The 20,218-nt window shown below is 49.1% G+C and carries 16 protein-coding genes; 5 read left to right on the top strand and 11 right to left on the bottom strand.

From position 1 onward, the window contains the following. Positions 1-117: 117 nt before the first annotated feature. Together SPB21_RS32030 and SPB21_RS32025 are read left to right on the top strand one after the other, a co-directional pair. Positions 118-972, top strand: coding sequence for a segregation/condensation protein A (locus SPB21_RS32030; protein ID WP_163671375.1), 855 nt, complete (start codon positions 118-120; stop codon positions 970-972). A gap of 392 nt (positions 973-1,364) precedes the next feature. Continuing rightward, on the top strand, positions 1,365-2,531 hold the full coding sequence (locus tag SPB21_RS32025) for a nucleotidyltransferase family protein (RefSeq protein WP_163671376.1): 1,167 nt from the start codon (positions 1,365-1,367) through the stop codon (positions 2,529-2,531). Between the two features lie 130 nt (positions 2,532-2,661). On the opposite strand, the gene SPB21_RS32020 is transcribed toward SPB21_RS32025, so the two are convergent. The 10 genes from SPB21_RS32020 to SPB21_RS31975 form a co-directional block, all read right to left on the bottom strand. Next, positions 2,662-3,510 carry an EamA family transporter gene (locus SPB21_RS32020; protein WP_163696299.1) on the bottom strand — a complete coding sequence of 283 codons (849 nt, stop codon included), beginning with the start codon at positions 3,508-3,510 and terminating at the stop codon, positions 2,662-2,664. 85 nt (positions 3,511-3,595) lie between these two features. After that, positions 3,596-3,760, bottom strand: coding sequence for a hypothetical protein (locus SPB21_RS32015; protein ID WP_499869082.1), 165 nt, complete (start codon positions 3,758-3,760; stop codon positions 3,596-3,598). Between the two features lie 211 nt (positions 3,761-3,971). After that, positions 3,972-4,556, bottom strand: a complete 585-nt coding sequence (locus SPB21_RS32010; RefSeq protein WP_163671379.1) for a DUF3611 family protein — start codon at positions 4,554-4,556, stop codon at positions 3,972-3,974. A 136-nt stretch (positions 4,557-4,692) separates the two neighbouring features. Continuing rightward, positions 4,693-5,574, bottom strand: a complete 882-nt coding sequence (locus SPB21_RS32005) for an S-methyl-5'-thioadenosine phosphorylase (RefSeq protein ID WP_163696296.1) — start codon at positions 5,572-5,574, stop codon at positions 4,693-4,695. Positions 5,575-5,909: 335 nt separating this feature from the next. Continuing rightward, positions 5,910-6,872 carry a protochlorophyllide reductase gene (locus tag SPB21_RS32000; protein ID WP_163671381.1) on the bottom strand — a complete coding sequence of 321 codons (963 nt, stop codon included), beginning with the start codon at positions 6,870-6,872 and terminating at the stop codon, positions 5,910-5,912. 386 nt (positions 6,873-7,258) lie between these two features. After that, positions 7,259-7,555, bottom strand: a complete 297-nt coding sequence (locus tag SPB21_RS31995; RefSeq protein WP_006518424.1) for a hypothetical protein — start codon at positions 7,553-7,555, stop codon at positions 7,259-7,261. Between the two features lie 706 nt (positions 7,556-8,261). After that, positions 8,262-11,252 carry a DUF4347 domain-containing protein gene (locus SPB21_RS31990; RefSeq protein ID WP_499869080.1) on the bottom strand — a complete coding sequence of 997 codons (2,991 nt, stop codon included), beginning with the start codon at positions 11,250-11,252 and terminating at the stop codon, positions 8,262-8,264. 418 nt (positions 11,253-11,670) lie between these two features. Continuing rightward, positions 11,671-12,753, bottom strand: coding sequence for a TIR domain-containing protein (locus SPB21_RS31985; protein WP_499869078.1), 1,083 nt, complete (start codon positions 12,751-12,753; stop codon positions 11,671-11,673). Between the two features lie 158 nt (positions 12,754-12,911). Next, on the bottom strand, positions 12,912-16,082 hold the full coding sequence (locus SPB21_RS31980; RefSeq protein ID WP_499061964.1) for an efflux RND transporter permease subunit: 3,171 nt from the start codon (positions 16,080-16,082) through the stop codon (positions 12,912-12,914). 163 nt (positions 16,083-16,245) lie between these two features. After that, positions 16,246-17,562 (bottom strand): efflux RND transporter periplasmic adaptor subunit, encoded by a 1,317-nt coding sequence (locus SPB21_RS31975; protein ID WP_499869076.1) that lies wholly within the window; start codon positions 17,560-17,562, stop codon positions 16,246-16,248. Positions 17,563-18,117: 555 nt separating this feature from the next. On the opposite strand from SPB21_RS31975, the gene SPB21_RS31970 reads away from it, so the two are divergent. Genes SPB21_RS31970 through SPB21_RS31960 form a run of 3 tightly spaced genes read left to right on the top strand, consistent with a single transcriptional unit; the run spans position 18,118 to position 19,381 of the window. Beyond that, the gene (locus SPB21_RS31970; protein WP_499869074.1) at positions 18,118-18,288 is read left to right on the top strand and encodes a hypothetical protein; all 171 of its coding nucleotides are present in this window, start codon (positions 18,118-18,120) and stop codon (positions 18,286-18,288) included. Between the two features lie 44 nt (positions 18,289-18,332). Next, complete coding sequence (locus tag SPB21_RS31965) at positions 18,333-19,064, top strand: AzlC family ABC transporter permease (RefSeq protein WP_499869072.1); 732 nt, start codon at positions 18,333-18,335, stop codon at positions 19,062-19,064. Beyond that, positions 19,061-19,381: an AzlD domain-containing protein gene (locus SPB21_RS31960; RefSeq protein WP_163671387.1), complete on the top strand. Its 321-nt coding sequence runs from the start codon at positions 19,061-19,063 to the stop codon at positions 19,379-19,381. Before SPB21_RS31965 ends, SPB21_RS31960 begins: the two co-directional genes overlap by 4 nt. Before the next feature lie 50 nt (positions 19,382-19,431). Here SPB21_RS31960 and tsaA read toward each other — a convergent pair whose 3' ends face one another. Continuing rightward, positions 19,432-20,175, bottom strand: a complete 744-nt coding sequence (gene tsaA / locus SPB21_RS31955) for a tRNA (N6-threonylcarbamoyladenosine(37)-N6)-methyltransferase TrmO (RefSeq protein WP_499869070.1) — start codon at positions 20,173-20,175, stop codon at positions 19,432-19,434. Between the last annotated feature and the right edge of the window lie 43 nt (positions 20,176-20,218).

Below are 20,218 nucleotides of genomic sequence, written 5' to 3'. Positions count from 1 at the left end.
TGAATTGGACAGTTTTTTTTGAATTTTCAATTCTTCTAAGCTATAGTGCATCTGTTCACGCTAGATGTAGCGTCAGCTAATAGTAGCGTCGGCTAAATAAAATACCAGGCTGTATTTATGGCTAATTCTTTAGCTCAACGTGCGATCGCATTTCTGATTGACCTTTCCGAACGCGGTGAAATTGATCCGTGGGATGTCAATGTCATCGACGTGGTTGACCGCTTTCTCAAAAGCCTCAAGGAGCAAGCGCCCATCGCCCATAACGGTCGGTCGCCCTACGAGAAAAATCTAGCTGAATCAGGTCAAGCCTTTCTTTACGCAGCAATGCTGGTGCTACTTAAGGCCGACACCCTCATTCGCGCTGAGATTGAAGAAGAGGTTGATGAGTTCGAAGATCCTGAAGAAGCGTTTGAGCCCCAAGGCTACGCTAAACGCCTGCCTCCTAATTTAGAGCGCTACATCCATCGTCGGGCGGTGGCCAACCCACCGGAACAGCGTCAGGTCACCCTCCAGGAACTGATCTCCCAGCTGGAAATGATGGCCGTCGCCATGGCTAACCCCACCCCCCGCAATCGTCATCGCGGTGCTAAGCCCCATTCCAAACGCAAGGCCATTAGCACCATTGCCCAGCTAGCCCACCAGGAAAACCTATCGGAAATTGCCGACGCTCTTTCCTCCTTCCTAGACCGATATTGGGAAGAACTAGAAAGCGCCATTGAATGGATGGACTTTGAGCGCCTCTTAGAGCATTGGGCCCATTTTCGCCCCGATGTTTTAGGCGGTCCCATTACCACAGAACTAACCGACGAAGACTATCGCCATGAAAAAGTTGGTGTTTTTTGGGGGCTGTTATTCTTATCGTCCCAATCTAAGGTAGAGCTGGCTCAAGAACGATTTTATCGCGACCTTAAAGTGAGACAGCTAAATGAGGCCACCCTGAAAGATGTTCCGGCGTATGTACTACCTGATTAGGCAAGACAGATTGAGACAGATTGATTGATATTGCATTTAGCCACATGTCCGTAGTAAAGTACATTTGGCTAGTGTCAGGCGATGTCATAAATCTACAAAAATCAATATTTGTCCGGGGCTCTGTAAGGCATCAATGAAGACCATCAATAAGCGTGGGTATACTATAAACATGCTTGCTACTATCTTGACATTGCCGAGCTTTTACTTGCTTGCAGGTGTCAGTTTTTGTCGGTAATGGCAAATTTTAGGAACTTACTTAAATTTGTCTTTCGATAGCTCTTGTCAGTTCGTGCATTTAAGCCACGTGCTTGTTGCCGTTGCAGGTTATTTGCAGCTGCAACGTTTTTATTTTTACCTCTTACGCTGTTAGTTAAGGAATAGAGAGAGCATTTATGAAAGCCATGATCTTGGCCGCAGGGAAAGGTACTCGTGTACGTCCCATCACGTACACCATTCCAAAGCCGATGATCCCCATCCTGCAAAAGCCAGTGATGGAGTTTCTATTAGAATTGCTAAAACAGCACGGCTTTACGCAGGTTGTGGCAAATGTGAGCCACCTCGCAAATGAAATTGAAGGCTATTTTAGAGATGGTCAACGCTTTGGTGTTGAACTGGCCTATTCCTTTGAAGGTCGCATTACCAATGGTGAGCTAGTGGGCGATGCCCTGGGCTCTGCTGGTGGTATGCGTAAAATTCAGGACTTTTCACCGTTTTTTGATGATACCTTTGTCGTTCTTTGTGGTGATGCACTCATTGACCTGGACCTCACTGAGGCGGTTCGGCAGCACAAGGAAAAGGGCTCCATCGCCACCATCGTGATGAAGTCGGTGCCTCTAAAGCAGGTGCCTAGCTATGGTGTGGTGGTAACTGATGATACGGGTCGTATCAAGTCTTTCCAAGAAAAGCCCAAGGTCGAGGAAGCTCTCAGCACCAGTATCAACACAGGTATCTACATTTTTGAACCTGAGATCTTTAAGTACATTCCCTCCGGTCAGGAGTTTGATATCGGTGGTGACCTGTTCCCCAAGCTGGTGGCAGCTAACGAAGCGTTCTACGGTATCACCATGGACTTTGAGTGGGTGGACATCGGTAAAGTGCCTGATTACTGGCAGGCCATCCAAGATGTTCTGACTGGTCAGGTAAAAGGTGTTGGCATTCCTGGTCAGGAAGTAAAACCTGGTGTCTTCACGGGTCTGAATGTGAAGGCCAACTGGGACAAGATCACCATCGAAGGTCCTGTGTACATCGGTGGGATGGCTGAGATTGAAGATGGTGCCACCATCATCGGTCCTAGTATGATCGGTCCTAATTGCTGCATTTGCAGTGGTGCCCTGGTGGATAAGAGCGTGATCTTTGAATATTCACGCATCGGTCCTGGGGTGCGCCTAATGGACAAGCTGGTGTTTGGTCGTTACTGCGTGGATAAGACCGGCGCATCCATCGATATGCAAGAGGCTGCCCTCGACTGGTTGATTACGGATACCCGTCAAGCAGTGCTGGCTGAGCCTCCCATTGAGCATCGTGCCATTACTGAGCTGCTCAACGAAGCAATTGTATGAACGTTTCGTTTTAACCAGAGTTAAGAACACGTTACCCCCCCGAGTGCGATCGCACTCGGGGGGTGCTTTTTGTCTATCTCATCTCCCAGGCCTAATCTCCCAGACCTCATCTCCCAGACCTAATCCAGGCCTAATCTTTAACGGGCACACCGTAGCGCGCCGACCCAGCTGCAGCGATGGAAATCAAGACAATGGCAATGAGCGATCGCACCGTTAGCGTTTCGCCCAAAACTAAAAAGCCAGAGGCTGCCGCCAACATCGGCTCCACACTCAGTAAAACGCCAAACACATTCACCGGTATCCGTCGTAGAGCCACCAGTTCCAGGGCATAGGTGGCCGAAGAGAGCGCGGCCACAGCCAGGCCAGTCACCAGCAGACGTCCATCCAACAACGCTGTACCCGCCGCACTGATGCCAATGGGCGTCAATATACAGGTACCAAACACCATGGCCCAAGCCAATCCTTCTATGCCGGCCACCACATTCCCCGTTGCTGCCGCCAGCAGGATATAGCCAGCCCAAGCCATCGCTGCTAGACCGGCAAACCCTAACCCCAGAGGGTCTAAGCCGCTACCCTGCAAAGGTGCCAGCAAGATTATCCCCAAGGCTGCCAGGGTTACCCACACCACATCTAACCAGCGTCTCGACTTGATCACCGCCAGCCCCAATGGTCCAATAAACTCAATTGCCACCGCCACCCCTAATGGGATGCGGTCAATGGCCAGGTAGAAAGACGTATTCATTAACGTTAAGACACCGCCATAGGCCATCACTAAAGGCCAGTGTTTACGGGTCGCTTGCCAGCCTGGACGCCACAGCACAAACAACAACACTGCCGAGAGGGCCACCCGTAGAAATACGGTGCCCAAGGGACCCGCCAGTTCAAATACAGACTTTGCCAGGGCAGACCCTAGCTGCACCGTCACACCCGCCAAAATAACCAGCGTTGGCGCTGGAATGCGGTCTGCCAATGATTTCATGAATTGTCGTAATAAGAGTAATGAACCGTGGGGTTAATCGTATATCTGCCTGGTGACGGACTCTTATTCTATGCTTGATGCCAGCCTAGGCAGCAGACGACTGCTGGCCCGCATTATTTTGGTTGTTTTCTGGGGAGAGTCTGTTTTCTGAGGCAACCTTACACAATGCCAGTAGCTGAGCTGGGGAGAGCCGCCCCTGTAGGTACAGCAACCAAACGCGATCGCACGTAACAGCAGTTTTTTCTTCCATAGTGCACCTTCCAGGAACTCACGGGGTCATCTCATCTACTCTAGCTAAGCCTCCGTAAATGGAAGGTTGAGACGTGCCAAATGCTACACCGGTCGATATGAAACCAATGGAGCAGATGCCTATCGTTTCCCAAATGGGCCACAAGAGTTGTACTCGCTGTTCCTGAATTGTTGTTGTTCAGATAGCCGAACTGCTTATAAAATTAGGTGTTCTAAGATTGTTTGTTAATTTTCCAAGAGAGCCATAGCGAGCCAACAATGCCAGCAAAGTGAGAAATCAAGGTATTGATGGTTGCTTGCACTAAAAACACATCCAGCGGTTCCACAGCCAGGGTGGGGTTTGCCACCGCAATGCTCGACTGGGGCTGAGAAATCACCTTTAGCATTAGGCCACCCACGACACCGCCAGCACCCAGCAAACCACAAAACATCCCTAAAACACTGATGATTAAACCTGTGGCAATCATCTTGGCCGCATTCTTAGGCTTCGGCCTTAAATCTGGGTTGCTAGATTTGAGCCTATGGGCAAAGCGTGTGTATTGAAACGCCCAGAACACACCTACATACACCGCAGCTAAACCGACGGCAGCCAGAAAGAAACCGCTGCCTGCGGCAGCATTCTCGGCACCACCGCGATTACTGACCGACTGTAGCCCCAACAAAGACGTGACAAATAACAGCGTGGCAATCACACCACTCACTATTTGCACCCAGAAGCTAACCCAGCCTACGAGGCGAAAATTGTTAGCAATCCGACGGACAGCTGGGGGTAAAGAATAACCAAGTTCACCGGTCATAATGTATTCCAGAAGCGTCTACATATCTTAGGCATTCTTGAACCAATTGGTAAACCTTGCTTGAACGTTACACTGGCCCAGCACAGATCCAGCACCCTTAATGCCTTAGACCATAGATCATAGCTAAGGCTAACCGTTAGTCCGTAGGCAGATACTTCTCCAGTAATAGCTTCAATTTATCTTTTGTCGTTGCAGGTGCCATGTCCAACGGCGTAATCACAGCATACTTCAGAGCGGCATGGGCTTCTGACGACGGTGGATTCTCTGTTAACCGACGCACAACATCACGAATGACAAGCTGGGCATTGACAGCATTCTTTTGTAAATTACCGATCACCATTTCCACTGTCACATTGTCATGATCGGGATGCCAACAATCGTAGTCAGTCGCCATGGCTAAGGTGGCATAGGCAATTTCCGCCTCCCGCGCCAATTTTGCCTCCGTTAAATTGGTCATGCCAATTACCGTCGCCCCCCAGCTGCGATACAGATTAGACTCTGCCTTTGTAGAAAACGCAGGTCCTTCCATACACACATAGGTGCCACCCCGATGGAGTGTCACCCCATCCAGGTCTAGACTTTCGACAGCATCACCTAGAATAGTCGCCAGATTTTTGCAAACCGGATCCCCAAAAGCGATGTGGGCAACGATGCCATCCCCAAAAAATGTAGCCGCCCGATTTTTTGTCCGGTCAATAAACTGATCCGGGATGACCATATCCACCGGTTTCACCTCTTCTTTTAGAGAGCCCACCGCCGATGCCGATACCAGATACTTCACCCCCAGACTCTTCATCGCGTAGATATTTGCCCGAAAGGGAAGCTCCGTAGGCATCAGCCGATGGCCCCGACCATGACGTGCCAAAAAAACGACGGGAGTACCGTCTAATTTGCCGTAAATAAAGGCATCGGAGGGGTCACCAAAGGGGGTATCGATTGTCATCTCTTCGACATCGGTCAAGGCATCCATTTTATAGAGACCGCTGCCGCCAATAATGCCAATATCTGCCTGCACCATAGAGATCCTGTTCTGAAACTGCGTTGAGTTACTCGCACGCCATAGTACAGGAGTGAGACCTGCTAAAGCCGATTTTTTGGGATCTGTTTATAGATGAGCGATGGCTAAGTTGCCTGAATAACGGCTGCTGGTAAGAGAACTTTTTGGGGTTGAAAAAGAAGCCAAACGCCAGAGCTATCAATACTTATTGCTAATTACCAAAAACTTCCCCTCCAAGGAGGGGCTCCGGGGTGGGTTGACCGCTTACGCCATCGGTCGAAACCCACCCCGTCTAACCAGCACCTCTCCCGAGAGGGGATGACCTTAGATGTGGTTGTCCTTAGGGGAACCAATCCCTATGCCATGCCGACTAGCTTCTCGCTTAGCTCCCACAGACGACGCGCTTTCACATCGTCTAGAGCCTCATTCGACATTTCCTGCACAAAGGACTTACGGCCCTCCTGCTGGCGGTTACCCCAGCTCCAGTAGTAACCCGATTGCTCATAACCAGGATCAGCAGCCACAGCAGCAACGCGATCGCCAGCGACGGCTTCGGTCACATAGCCCTTGGTAATGTTCTTTTGGAACCAGGGGAAAATGGTCCGAAATGCTGGGTAGTGGTTGCGGAAAAGTTGGGTTTCGGCAACGCAACCAGGATAGAGAGAACTAAATACAATATTGGTAGACTCGCTATAGCGACGATGCAGCTCGCGCATGGTTAGCACATTGCACAACTTGCTGTCTTTATAGGCCTTACCGGGCTTAAACTTTTTGCCATTGGCCATGGTGACCGGTGCTTTGAAGCCCTGCTCGAAACCTTCAAGGTTACCCAGGTCTGGTGGTGCAGGGAATGGGATCTTGCCGCCTAGTTCCTTGGGATTAGCAGTTACAGTACCCAGGATGACCAGACGAGGATGGGACGATTTTTTCAGGTCCTCCAGCATCAGGTTGCACAGCAGGAAGTGCCCCAGGTGGTTGGTTGCCATGCTCAGCTCGTAACCGTCTTCGCTACGCATGGGTTCCTTGAGCAGTGGTAAATAGACAGCGGCATTGCAAACAAGGGAATCTAATGTTCTGCCACTGGCACGAAAGTCTTTTACAAAGCTACGTACACTATCTAAACTGGCCAAGTCTAACTTGATAATGGAATAGGAACCATCGGGCATACCGACTTCCTTTGCCACTTTTTCAGTTTTAGGCAGATTGCGACAGGCCATTACCACGTGCCAGCCTCTATCAGCCAAAGCCTTTGCTGCGTATAGGCCAACGCCGGAGGAGGCCCCGGTAACTACCGCCGTTGATTGCTGAGATTGGTCCATGGGTGTTGATGTCTAAAAGCGAGTCTAAAGTGGTTTTGATCCGTTAAGTACCCTAGGATCTCATACGGTTGAGCGCTAATAGCTATCTGAAATAAACCTTAAGCAATATGGGGCTAGGTTAGGGCTTATGGAGATATATGAAGTAATGTTACGGCTTCGAAGATCGCACTTTGGGTCATAGGATACAAAATACGGGAGATAGACGTTTTCTCCGATCTCCCGTATGCGTTTATTCAGAATGGCTGTTGTATCATACAGGTAGCCCTAAGCTTCAATTTGGATAACATTTAGGCGCTTGCACTTAAATTAAATAAGCACCCCATTATTCCATCACTCATCCACCCATCTATAGCCCCAACCTGGGTCTTTATTTTTGTGCAGTCCCCTTAACTCTTAGGTGATCGTGCAACTTTGCCGCCAGAACCACCGGTAGCGCCCCAAGACGGGGAAGAACCTTTGCCTTGGGTCTTGCAAAAGGTACCTTGAAATCGTTCGGGATCGCCAAAGACCAGTTTGGGCTGATGTTCGACTTTTTGTTCATTTGGTTCCTGTACCAAGCCCAGAGCTTGTAACGCCTTAGGGGTCCAGGGTTTACCCATAAACATAAACATGCCGGGGGAGTTAGAAATGGGCAGGTACATATGGCAACGGCGTTTGGTATGCCAAAAACGTTGTTGTTTCATGACAATGCGCTGTAGAAGAACGGAGAAAGATTTGCGGGCAATAGAAAGTTAAAGAGGCTAGAAATATACGTAAAAGTGTTGATGCTAGGAGAAAAATAGTCTGAGATAGTTAAATGATTACAGACTATTTTCTAGCAGGTAGCACTAGCGTTTGCTTACCCAAATCAGGGCCAGCATTAACAAAAGAAAGAATTTTTTTGATAAATATCCAGCAGGCAACAACAGCTATCGAATTCGATAGTGTTGGTTGGCGATCTCGGGCTTCCCGGGGCAAGGAAGTTGACTAAGCCGGTGGTGATTAATTGGACATAATCAGGTAAGCTGACTATCTAAGGTTGATAAATGCTATTTGTGATACAACCTCGTATGAGACTTTCTATCCGTTCTACTCTTCGTACAGCTACGGGTTTACCCGGATGTTTTTTCAAGTTTTTTACAAAGCCCTAAAGCCTTGCCCTATAAGCATTTGAAGTTTTAAGTATAAAGATATACTGAGGTTTTTGCAGAATCACTGAAAGTTTCTTGACGTGAACGCGCAAGCAATTCTTTACAGGGGGCTGATATTGAAAGATTGTAGTTCACTGGTTCCCCGTTGAACCATCTCACAGTTTCAGCGCATCTTAACTATGAAAGGACCGGTTGGATATCCAGCCGGTCCTTTCATGGGAATGGTTTAGGGTTCAATCAATCATGCCCTAGCGAAAAGCTAGATAGTGGAAAATCGAACAACAACATCATCAAAGTCTCGATCACCAAGACCCGCTTGATCTTCGATGCCAAAGGCGTTGTCACCCAGATGTTTAATGTGGTCGTTATTGCCAGTATTAGCACCACTGTGACTAAATACGACTTCGTCCACAGTTGGGTCTATGCCATCAATAATGACAAAGATGCCCAGGTGCAGACCGCCAGTGAGGGATGCTTCAAAGGTATTTGTCTGACCGTTAGTACCCGATAGGTTGATGTTTAATCGGTTTGCGATCGCAGCCTCTTCATACCCTACATCTCCAGGCATCAAGGTTTGTCCTGTGAAGGTATCGATAATTCCACCATTGGCAAAGTCAGTGGTGTAAAAATCAATCGTATTATCCATTGCAGCCTCTCGATATACCGAGAAGCTCATGGCAAGTTCGGAGGATTGAGCGGTTAAATCAATAGACTGAGCATCGTTAACCAGCAGGTTTGTATTCACAGTTGCAGTGGCCAACTCAACACTCAAGCTGACACCATTGCTAAAGTCTAGTAGTACTTCAGAATCAGACACTGAGCTTGATGTTGCAAACAGAGTCTGACCATTATCTCGAATAGCAAACTGGAGTTGTTCACCGGGATCAATGCGATCGCTATCGACCGTAAACAGAGGCAGCGTATTCATGGCTAGCTCGTTATAGTTCAGTAACGAAAACTGGCCAATGGGCTCTCCAAAGTCCGTAGGCGATGTCCCAGCACCAAAAACCATAACATCCTTAACCTCAGTTATCGTCCCCTGGAGAAACGTTAACCGAATAGTGTTGTCATTACCTAGTTCCGTCACTTCCACCCCGTTGGTGGACGGCAAGACCGTGAGTAAGCCGTTCAATGGAGGAGAATCATCATTGCCATTGTCAGGACCAGCCGTGGGCGGCTCTTCTGAAGGCTCTTCAGGGTCTGGATTAGTGACTGGTACCTCGGGGTCAGGCACAGGCGGCTCCGGCACCACAGGCTCTTCTTCTTCCTCCACAGGGTCCGGGAGTTCCGGCTCAGTAATTGTATACACCTCGTCAATGGTCGGTTCGCGCAAAGTTAACCCATTGCCCACAATATCCGTAATGTCTGGATTCCCAGCCAAGTCAATGCCAACGATATTGTTAGGTGGGGCACTCGCATTAACCGTAACAGAAATTTCATAGCGAGTGCTGTCTATGGCAGTCACGGAATCGATGGTGGCTGTTGGATCCCCATTAATCACAAAATCTTCTAGGCCAACGTTAGTCACCGCCTCACTAAATGTGACCTCAAAGACCACTGTATCGCCGCTAACAACTTCATCGGTAGGAGTCTTGCGACGAATGCTCTCTAGTACAGGCGCAATCTCATCAACAACCTCGGGTGGTTCTCCCAACCGTTTCACAACAGCACCTTTAACAATAGCTCCCTCAGCGTCAAAAGTCTCTCGATAGAGAACATAGGGAATATTGTTAACATCAAATTCAAGATCGGGAAAGTTCATTGGTCCAATGGAAAACCCACTGTCCCCCAGATAAACCCAAGTGTCATTCTCTAGAACTCTGACCGAAACCTTATCTTTCTTGGCTTGATCAACAATGGCCAGATGTAAAACATTATTGTTGTCAAACTCGATATCAGGGTGAAATCCACCTGCGGTGGAGGCATTATTGTTGCCAACCTGCACCCAATCAGTGCCGTTAAACCTTTCTACAATGGCTTTATTCCCTTCACCATTGCCCCGGGCGCGATAAACCACATAGGGCACATTGTTGTTATCAAACTCGATGTCGGGCGCGTAGGACTCTGCCCCAATCGAAAATGCCTCTGTGCCAACAACGCTCCATTGCCCATTGATAAACCGTTGTACAGTTACCCTATTGGTGCGGCCACTGGCCGAAAGATACGCAATGTAAGGAACACCATTACCATCCACATTCAGATCAGCGGCCTCAATTTCACCACTCGAAAATCCAGGCTGGCCAACATTTACCCAAGTAGTACCGTTAAACGTTTGAACAGTGGCTCGTCCATCCTGGTTTCTATCGGTGTAAGCAATGTAGGCCCTATCCCCATCAAAGGTGAGGCTAATATCTTTCAAACCACCTGCAGAAAACCCAGGTCTGCCGACATAGACCCAGTCATTCCCGTCAAACTTCATGACAGAGGCCCGGTTTCTGTTAGCGCTATCTTTGAAGACAACATAGGGCGTATCGTTAGAGTCAAACTCTAACCCTGCAAAACTTGCATTACCGCCAGGAAACCCTGGTGTTCCCACAGTTATCCAGTCGACACCATTAAACTGCTTGACCGTAAGTTTTAAGTCGTTGCCACCATCCTGAAAAATGATGTAGGGCCTACCTTGACTATCCAGTTCAATATCAAAGTCATTGGCAATGTCTTGAGAAATGGCACCAGATCCCACCTGAGTCCATGCCAGCGTGCCTTGATAGCCCTGTAGTGTTTCTGGTGTAAACAACGAGTTAGCAACAGGTAACCATTCACCATTACCGAGCACTTTGGCGCTAGCAATAATTGTAGCTGACGTGATCTCGGTAAGGCGCTGGATAAAGTCTTGACCCACATTGTCCTGGGCAACATTACAGGCCATCAGGGTAAGCTTAGCCTGGTTAGTCGAGGCAAACCACCGCTCTAACTGTTGTGCATAATCGTCTAAGTTCTGTAGCTCTAGTGTGGCCGATCCAAGACCCATGCCACCAGGGAAGCCATGGCCAATTAGGGTGAGATCGTGGGTTGGATTTTGCTGTAGAAATGTTGTAATTTGCTCTATGCCATCACGCTCTTTCGTCAGCACATAGGCTTGAACATTGGCCTGTAAACCATCTAACAGTAAGTTTAGGTTATCAATGTGTGGATCAAAAATAACAGTCTTTGGAGTAATAGATGTTTTTCCACGGCGGCAGGCCACCGATACGCGTGGGTTGACCACATCAACAATACGAGTGTGGGTCAGCACATTTAGTAGTGGCATAGATTAAAAACTTGGGTTAGTATTGAGTTGAACCGTCTTTGAAAATGAAAAACATAAAGCATGAAAAGACTGTTTTGATGTGCAAAAACACACCACCTTTACCCAAGGTAGATAGAGCTTTTCACGTGCTTTATGTTTGGAGATGCTGATCCTTGTGCTTTGAAATTAAGAATAAAAACAGAATTTATATCTGAGAACCCGGTAGTAACAAGTTCTACAGCGTCTTAATATAAAGACATAATTATTGTGAATTTAATATTTAAAGCCAGGACATCTACAAGTAGAAAAACTTGATGAAATCTTTTAGATCAAGGCACAATAAGGCAGTAGCGGATTTTTGTGTTGTGTTTTTGGTCCTATAGTCGCTAAAGTTAACAACATGGCTCGGTAGATTTTTGCTGGTGTTTACCCTGGAGTGCTAAGGGGTTTCAGGTAGAGTCATTGCACGCAACGACTCTACTACACGCCGAATTCCCTGTACTACATCCAGAAAGGCTTCGTCCTGATCATCCCATCGAGTCACTGGCTTTGCATCTTTGGGTAACGCCTGTAGCTTCTCAAATGGTGTTCCTTTAAAGTCCACCGGCTTCAAAATGATAGGAATCACCCGCGCAGTCCCAGCCTTGTGACGTTCCATGGCCTGCACCAGTTCAATATCATGGATATAGTTTGATGCCATAAACCAAGGTGTCACCAACAACAAAATAATCTGCGCAACTTCCAATTCAGATTTGATCGCATCATCCCATTCTGTTCCTGCTTCAATCGCCCGATCTTGCCAGGGCTTAATCTTCTTTTGTCGCGTTAGTGCCGACAAGTGAATCTCTAGTTCTTCTTTAAGGCCCTCATCCTTATGGGAATAGGAAATAAATACACCTAGCGGTTCATTTAGATCAGGATTGGTCACGGGTGGAGACGCTGGCTGAGTTTTGGTTTTCACATTCCCCTTCAACAATACTGGCACATCCTCATCCCCCGTACTATTGAGCGCCATTGCCACCTTGCCTGACTCAAACGCAAAGTCCACCGACTCCCCAGCCCCCAGCGCATCATAAAACCCTACTGAAAACTCAATCGCAGCACGGTCACCCATAGCGTCACTCATGCCTATCACATAGGGTATATGCTCCACAATTGCCTGTGCCTGCGCCTGCGAGTAACACCCATTTAGTAGCACACAGTTAATCGGCGATTTCTGCCCGATCAGCTGAAACAAACCTGCTAAAGCAGCTCCCGACACCAGCTGACTATTACCCGACACATCCTCAAAATACAGGCCTGCATCGCCAGCACCATGCCCAGAAAAATGAACGATCTGCGGCGATTCTTCTAGCATCGCCCGCTGCAAATCACGAGGACGTACAGCCCAGCGTTGCACAATCTCAAACTCATCACGATGACTAGCCCGTTGCAGTCCCTCACTAATATCCCGAACTTCTTCACCTATCCGTAAACGTGCAGTATCATTCGGATTCGCCGCAAGCATCAGGATTTTAGGCATTGATAGAGCATGGAGTAAGTCGCTCTTAATATAGCCTGTTAGTTTTAGCCAGTCAGTTACTAGACACAGAAATTCGGAATTTTAGCCAAAAAAAATCTGCAGAGGTCAAGTCTATCTGCAGATTTTCCCTCCTCGGAGGGGGCTGTAATCGGGGTGGGTTAAACGCCTGTTCCCGTCATTTTTCTCTCATATACAGCCATTTGCTCACCATCATTTGGACCCTTCGGAGGCTTAAACTGTTCGCTTAAACTCTTCACGATGATGTACAAAATCGGCACCACAAACAAACTCAAGAAGGTTGCCACAAACATGCCGCCAAATACCGCTGTCCCCAACGACTGACGGCTGCCCGCGCCCGCACCTGTTGCAATTACCAGTGGGAAAATACTACTCAGTGTGGAAATTGCAGTCATCAAAATTGGTCGCATCCTTGACTGAGCGGCTTCTAACGACGCCTTGACAATGGGTAACCCCTGGTCCCGCAGCTGATTGGCAAACTCCACAATCAAAATCGAGTTCTTACTGGCTAAACCAATCAACATTACCAAACCAATCTGGCAATATACATCGTTCGGTAATCCCCGCATCGACTGAGCCAGCAACGCCCCAAATACCGCTAGCGGTACCGCAAAGAGAATAATCACCGGGTCCACATAGCTCTCGTACTGGGCTGCCAGGACCAGGAATACAAAGATAATCCCCAAGCCAAAGATAATCGGAGCCTGACTACCCGATTCAATCTCTTCTAATGCACTGCCCGTCCACTCATAGCCAAGGCTGGCTGGCAATACCTGAGCGGCGACCTCTTCCATGGTGTCAATGGCCGCACCAGAACTGACACCAGGTGCCGCCGCGCCATTAATTTCAATAGAGCGGAAGAGGTTGTAATGGTTAATCGTTTGGGCTCCAGTGGTCTCACTCAGACTCACCAGACTACCCATGGGAATCATCACGTCATTGTTAGAACGGACATAGAGTTTGTTGATATCGTCTGGAGCTGAACGATATTGCTGATCGGCCTGAACATATACCCGATAGGTGCGTCCCTGCAACGTAAAGTCGTTAACGTAACGCGACCCGAGATATGTCTGCAATGTGCCAAAGACTTCGTCGATGTCCACATCCAGTGCTTTAGCCTTATCGCGATCGACATCAATCTCAATCAGAGGAGAGTTCGCTGCATAGGTGCTAAACACTGCATTGAGGTTAGGGTGTTGATTGGCTGCGCCCAGCAGGCCAAACATGTTTTGCACCAGGGTATCGATGGTCAGATTGCCACGTCGATCCTGTAGTTGAAACTGGAAACCGCTAAAGCTGCTTAAACCTTGAATAGAGGGTGGGTTTACCGGAAAGACACGCGCTTCAGTAATGCTGCTAAATTCGCCAAAAAGCTGACCAATCAAACTAAAGGATGTTATGCCCGGTGGTCGCTCTTCCCAAGGTTCTAGCGTCGTGAAGACGACACCGTTGTTAGCAGTGTTACCGTTAAAGCTAAATCCACCCACAGCAAATGTGGCTCGTACACCGTCCTGGGCCAAAATGGTTTCTTCCACCTGACGCATGACCTTACTGGTCTGGTTTAGGGAAGACCCCTCTGGACCCTGGATCAAGGTAATGAAATACCCCTGGTCTTCATCGGGTAAAAACGCTGATGGCACACTGTTATATAGCCAGCCGGTCAATACCAAAGATGCTACAAATGCTGCTAAAACAAAGACTTTGAACCGGTTGAGAATCTGTAGGGCACCGCCATACTGGGCGCGTATATTGTCAAGTAAACGGTTAAAGGGATTGAAGATAATGTCTAGCCAGCCGTGGCTGCCGGTATGTTGGCGCAGCAGCAAACCGGCCAGGGTGGGGGTAAGTGTCAGGGCGTTGAAAGTGGAGAGTGCGATCGCAAACGCAATGGTCAGTGCAAACTGCCGATATAGCGCCCCCGTAGTCCCTGGGAAAAACGCCACCGGAATAAACACCGCCATCAGCACTAGGGATGTGGCAATCACCGCGCCGGTCAGCTCCCGCATCGCCTCCACCGCCGCCAGCCTCGGCGACATGCCCCGATTCTGAATCTTCGAGGCAATATCTTCCACCACCACAATGGCATCATCCACCACCATCCCTGTGGCCAGGGTGAGACCAAACAGCGTCAGACTGTTGATGGAAAAGCCAAAGATTTTAACAATGGCAAAGGTACCGATCAGAGCCACCGGAATGGTAATCGCCGGAATAAGCGTCGTTCGCCAGTCCTGGAGGAAGAGGTAAATCACCAGCACCACCAGACCCACTGCCTGAACCAGCGTCCAGACTACGCGAGCAAGAGACTGGCGGACAAATTCTGTCGTGTCGAAACCAACACCGTACTCCATGCCCTGGGGAAACTCGTCCGCCAGCTCTGCCATCACATCTCGTATACCCTGGGCCACCTGCAAGGCATTACTGCCCGGCAGTTGGAAAATACCAAGACCTACCGATTCATTGCCATTAAATCGCAGGAATGTGTTATAGCTTTCTGCCCCCAGCTCAGCTCGTCCCACATCCTTGAGTTTTACCAAAGCGCCATTCTCTCCGGTTTGAATGACCAGTTCTTCAAACTCAGAGACTTCCTGTAAACGGCTGACAGCCCGCAGGTCAATCTGGAAGGTTTGGTCTTCCGGTGAGGGAGGCTGACCAATTTGACCCGCACCCACCTGAATATTCTGTTCTTGCAAAGCCTGGACTACATCATCAGCCGTCAGCTCTCGTCTGGCCAAACGCTGCGGATCTAACCACAGGCGCATCGCATAGGTACGTTCGCCAAAGATAACCACATCCCCAACACCGGGCACCCGTCGCAGGGCATCCACAATGTATAAATCGGCGTAGTTACTTAAAAACACACTGTCAAACGTGCCATCCTCTGAAAACAAACTCATGCCCAGCAGAATATTGCTGTTCTGCTTGGACACGACCACACCGGTCTGCCGCACTTCTTCCGGTAGCTGGGGCTCTGCCAGCGACACCCGGTTTTGCACGTCGACGGCTGCAATATCCTTGTCGCGGCTGGCGTCAAAGGTGACGACAATATTGCTAATGCCGCTATTACTACTGTTGGAAGAAATATAGCGCATCCCTTCCACCCCGTTAATCTCCCGCTCTAACACGGTGGTGACGGCTTTCTCAACGGTTTCGGCATCGGCACCAATATAGGTGGCCGTTACATTAACTTGGGTGGGACTAATGTCTGGATACTGGGCAATGGGCAGTGTAGGAATGCTCACCGCACCAATCAACAGAATGATAATGGCGCAGACGGTGGCAAAAACAGGCCGCTTAATAAAATAGTTGACCATGGAAAGATGCCAATAGGGTGGGGGGTAGGGGCTGGTCTTGTATTGTTAATTGCTTAGGCAAAAAAGGCAACGTAGGGGCTGGTCTTGTACCTACCCTAGACGTATGGGGTAGTCCTGTACTTCCCCTGGGCGGAAGAGGAATTGAAATGATCCAACAACAGACTTAAGGAGATACACCGGCCTCAGCCGCTTCTTCCTGGGGAGTAATCGGCACACCGTCCTGCAAATTTAATAGACCAGTGGTCACAATCTCTTCTCCGGCGGAGAGACCCTCTAGCACTTGAAAGTTGTTGCCCTGCATAGCGCCCAATGTAACTGGTCGTAGCTGAGCAACCGGTCCCTCAATGGGGGGCTGCCCATCTTCTGGCGGTGGTGCATCAGCTGCTACATAAACAAAGGATTGTCCCCCTAAACGGGTAATGGCCGTCGCTGGAATCAATAGACCAGGACGTTCATCTAAAATAACGCGCACGTCTACGCGCTGGTTATCCTGTAAATTGCCTGCTAAATTCGAAAACCGAGCCTTTGCCAATACGGTTTGGGTTGAGACATCTGTTTGAGGTGAAATGAAACTTAGAGCACCAGTAGCCACGGGTTCGCCAGCACCAAAGGTCAGTAGCTCCACCGGCATGCCCAGTTGAATGTCACCGAGCTGTTCAGCAGGAATATCTATCTCCAGCTCCAGCACTTCATTTTGGGTGATGGTGGTCAATGTCCCCCCCACTTGCACATAATCCCCCAGTTCCACTGGAATATCGCCAACCACACCGGCAATCGGTGCGGTCACCGTTTTATCCAGCAAGTCTTCACGGGTGGCCTCTGCAGTGGCTTGGGACTGTTCTAGAAATGCCTCGGCCTGGCTCAGACTTGCCTGAGCCGCCTCAATTTCCTCTGTGGCAGCCTCTAAAGACGCAATGGCCGCGTCGCGATCGCGTTCTACCTCATCCAGTTCCTGCTGTGACTGAGCCCCTGCCTCCACAAGACGTTGTGTACGCCCAAATTCAGTGTTTTGTAACTTCACATCTGCTTCTATGCGAATACGCTGCGCCACCAACGATTGCAGTTGAGCCCGAGAGTTATCCCGAGCCGATTGCGCTGCACTGACACTGGCCAACGCTGCACTCAGCTCAGCTTGAGAGCGATCGGCACTCAGCTCCATAATGGGATCACCTGCCGCTATCTGATCACCGGATGAAACATAGATGCGAGTAATCCGACCATCGGCTTCCGGCTGTAGCACCACTCCTGCTTGGGCGTCTAACGTGCCAACAAACGTAGCCTGATCGCGTAACGTTTCTGGCCGCATCTGTTCTATTGTGACAGGAACAGCACCCCCCATGGGCATACCCGATGGTCCGCCACCTCTACCTAACAATAGCCACAGTGCAAAGCCTCCTCCAGCCAACACAATCAAAGTTGCCAGCCAAATCAACCAGTTACGCTGACTTGGGACCTGAGATGACACAGAGGAGGACTGCATGGAGGATGTCTCTAATGCTGTTGAAGAACCAGAGTGTGAAGTCATAAAAGCTAAAAAACTGACAGGAGCCGCTAGCAGCGATCCTTGGTCGATAGTTCCATATTATCGAACTTTGACAGATTCAAACCGAAGTTCGGATAATGTTCAGACAATAAACAGGTGGAAAAACAATTGGATCACCTAAGGACCAAAAGACAAACCATCGTTCAATTTAACGGATGCCCCATGGCATTGAACAATTACAACAACGTTGTGTTTAAATTCTCTTGTGGGACTAAAAATAGGCTAGAAAGTAACTCTCAAAAAACTCCGTACAACAAAAAACGCGACTGGTGCAGGTTGAATAAGTCAAACGCCTAGTAAACGCTGTACTAGGGCCTGATATGGTCCACCATAGCGCATATCTATTTTTTTATGGGGCGTGTTTTTTTGATGGAATCCCATGAGTGGCATTCATGATCAGGATTGTATTCAGTCAATGCTGGTGGGCCAGGGATATTAGCGATCTCACAGTTAATTTTCAGGCAGTCAGGGCCGATTTTTTAGGTGTGTATCATGTATTACCGATATTCCCCTGACAACATCTGCTGCTCGACCACCTCAATTTATAGACCACCTCAATTTCTAGTGGGCTCTAGCTACTCAAAAGAAGATGCCTATTCCTCTGGTGATGATTACTTTCTCGATGAGCGTCATTTAGTGCAAAAACGTTCAAGACAGGCCTAGTTAAGCCGATCTAAGCTTTGGGTGATCTTGCATTAGATATTCCCATGACTATGGTCTCTAAGCTGACCCAGCGTCCCTGGCATGAGTTTTGGGCGGGGGCTCGGCAAACTATCCCCCTGATCGTCGGCGCAATTCCGTTTGGCATTATCTTTGGTACCCTGGCTCAGTCCAGCGGACTCTCCTTTGGGGGGGCGATGGGTATGTCAGCCGTTGTCTTTGCTGGTTCGTCCCAGTTTATTGCCTTGGGGCTGTTGGCAGCGGATACCCCCATCGGTATTATCATTCTGACGACCTGGGTGGTCAATCTGCGACATCTGCTCTATGCTGTCAGCCTTGTTCCCTATGTTAAACACCTCAGCCAGGCGTGGAAGTTACCGTTGGGGTTTTGGCTGACTGATGAAAATTTTATGGTGGCCATCCAACGCTATCGCCAGGATGATCCATCCCCTCACAAACATTGGTTTCAGTTGGGCTCAGCTCTGGCTATGTATGTTAACTGGCAGCTTTGCACCCTGCTGGGGCTGACACTGGGTCAAAGCATTCCCAATGCCAGTGCCTGGGGTTTGGACTTTGCCATGGTCGCCACCTTTATTGGCATGACAATTCCCTATTTAACGAATCGACCCATGGTGGCTACGGTTGTCACGGCAGGCGTTACGGCTCTGCTCGCCCGAGGCTTGCCCCATCAATTGGGTCTGATGGTCGCTGCGATCGCAGGCATCCTTGTGGGTGTCCTACTCGAAAACTACTCAAAGAAGCTCAAAGAAGAACTATGACGAACGAAGTACTACTGCTGGGCGGCATGACCCTTGTCACCTTCTTGATCCGCTACCCGCTCCTCGCCATGAGTGGTCATATTACCTTGCCACCTCGACTACTGCAGGCCCTAACCTATGTCCCTCCGGCGGTATTAACTGCCATTATTGTCCCCAGCGTCCTCATAGAAGGCGGTAACCTTTGGCTCGGGGTGGGTAATCCGCGTCTGATGGGTGCTCTAGCTGCGTTAGGGGTGGGGCTTTGGAAAAAGAATCTGCTGCTAACAATTCTTGTCGGCATGGGAGTCTTTTTGTTGTGGCAAACTCTTTTTAGTTGACATCGCAGCATAGGCGTATGTTATCTCTGGGCAGGCACAAGGCACTGCCCCTACAGGGTTTTCGGGGTGGGTCTCCTCTCAACTCGCTCTAATTTCACAACTTCAGCTATGCCATTTTTCACGGTCCAAAAGACGCTGTAATGGCTGACCTGCATATTCCAGCGCTGCCCCTCTCGGCCATCTTTTCCACGTTCATATCCTGGACGTGGATCCTGCGCTAGGGTCTCTTCAATTAAACGGCGTAGTTTCTCTGGTTCAGGCTCTAGGCTTTCAATTAAAACTGATTCAGCGTTGTTATTCCAGCGCACTGGCAACAATATTTGCTGCTCCACCGTCCAGGCTCCATCAGCTGTGGGAATTGCATCTGCATAGGGCACATAGGGTTTGACATCAATAACCGGCGTACCATCTAAAAAGTCTCCTCCCTGCACCTGCAAACGCAATTTTCTCTTCTTTTCAGCCATTCCCAACAGTTTGACAGCACTCATGCCAATGGCATTGGGGCGGTTGGGGCTACGGGTGGCATAGACGCCAACACTCTTATTACCCCCTAAGCGTGGGGGTCTCACCAGGGGCTTAAAATCACCGTAGGATTGCCCATGGAATATAAACAAAACCCACAGATGAGAAAACTCCTGGATGCCCCGCAGTGCTAATTTATTCTCTTCTGTAGCCTCAAAAACAATATCTGCGTAGGCCGACTCTACCAACCCCGCCTGCCGAGGAATGCCAAATCGATCGGGATAACAAGATTGAATATAAGCTATGGGGGTAAACGTAACCTCGGCAACCATCAGACAGCGGCATCAAACACCTCCCAAGCATAATCGATGTAGG

This window comes from Leptothoe sp. ISB3NOV94-8A (assembly GCF_043421595.1).
GTDB classification, from domain to species: domain Bacteria; phylum Cyanobacteriota; class Cyanobacteriia; order Phormidesmidales; family Phormidesmidaceae; genus Leptothoe; species Leptothoe turfae.
This window is presented reverse-complemented; position numbering and strand designations above follow the sequence as displayed.

Bases quoted from the DNA above. Each gene is read 5' to 3' on its own strand.
- SPB21_RS32030 (WP_163671375.1), top strand. From the start codon at position 118: ATGGCTAATTCTTTAGCTCAACGTGCGATCGCATTTCTGATTGACCTT.
- SPB21_RS32025 (WP_163671376.1), top strand. From the start codon at position 1,365: ATGAAAGCCATGATCTTGGCCGCAGGGAAAGGTACTCGTGTACGTCCC.
- SPB21_RS32020 (WP_163696299.1), bottom strand. From the start codon at position 3,510: ATGAAATCATTGGCAGACCGCATTCCAGCGCCAACGCTGGTTATTTTG.
- SPB21_RS32015 (WP_499869082.1), bottom strand. From the start codon at position 3,760: ATGGAAGAAAAAACTGCTGTTACGTGCGATCGCGTTTGGTTGCTGTAC.
- SPB21_RS32010 (WP_163671379.1), bottom strand. From the start codon at position 4,556: ATGACCGGTGAACTTGGTTATTCTTTACCCCCAGCTGTCCGTCGGATT.
- SPB21_RS32005 (WP_163696296.1), bottom strand. From the start codon at position 5,574: ATGGTGCAGGCAGATATTGGCATTATTGGCGGCAGCGGTCTCTATAAA.
- SPB21_RS32000 (WP_163671381.1), bottom strand. From the start codon at position 6,872: ATGGACCAATCTCAGCAATCAACGGCGGTAGTTACCGGGGCCTCCTCC.
- SPB21_RS31995 (WP_006518424.1), bottom strand. From the start codon at position 7,555: ATGAAACAACAACGTTTTTGGCATACCAAACGCCGTTGCCATATGTAC.
- SPB21_RS31990 (WP_499869080.1), bottom strand. From the start codon at position 11,252: ATGCCACTACTAAATGTGCTGACCCACACTCGTATTGTTGATGTGGTC.
- SPB21_RS31985 (WP_499869078.1), bottom strand. From the start codon at position 12,753: ATGCCTAAAATCCTGATGCTTGCGGCGAATCCGAATGATACTGCACGT.
- SPB21_RS31980 (WP_499061964.1), bottom strand. From the start codon at position 16,082: ATGGTCAACTATTTTATTAAGCGGCCTGTTTTTGCCACCGTCTGCGCC.
- SPB21_RS31975 (WP_499869076.1), bottom strand. From the start codon at position 17,562: ATGCAGTCCTCCTCTGTGTCATCTCAGGTCCCAAGTCAGCGTAACTGG.
- SPB21_RS31970 (WP_499869074.1), top strand. From the start codon at position 18,118: ATGTATTACCGATATTCCCCTGACAACATCTGCTGCTCGACCACCTCA.
- SPB21_RS31965 (WP_499869072.1), top strand. From the start codon at position 18,333: ATGACTATGGTCTCTAAGCTGACCCAGCGTCCCTGGCATGAGTTTTGG.
- SPB21_RS31960 (WP_163671387.1), top strand. From the start codon at position 19,061: ATGACGAACGAAGTACTACTGCTGGGCGGCATGACCCTTGTCACCTTC.
- tsaA (WP_499869070.1), bottom strand. From the start codon at position 20,175: ATGGTTGCCGAGGTTACGTTTACCCCCATAGCTTATATTCAATCTTGT.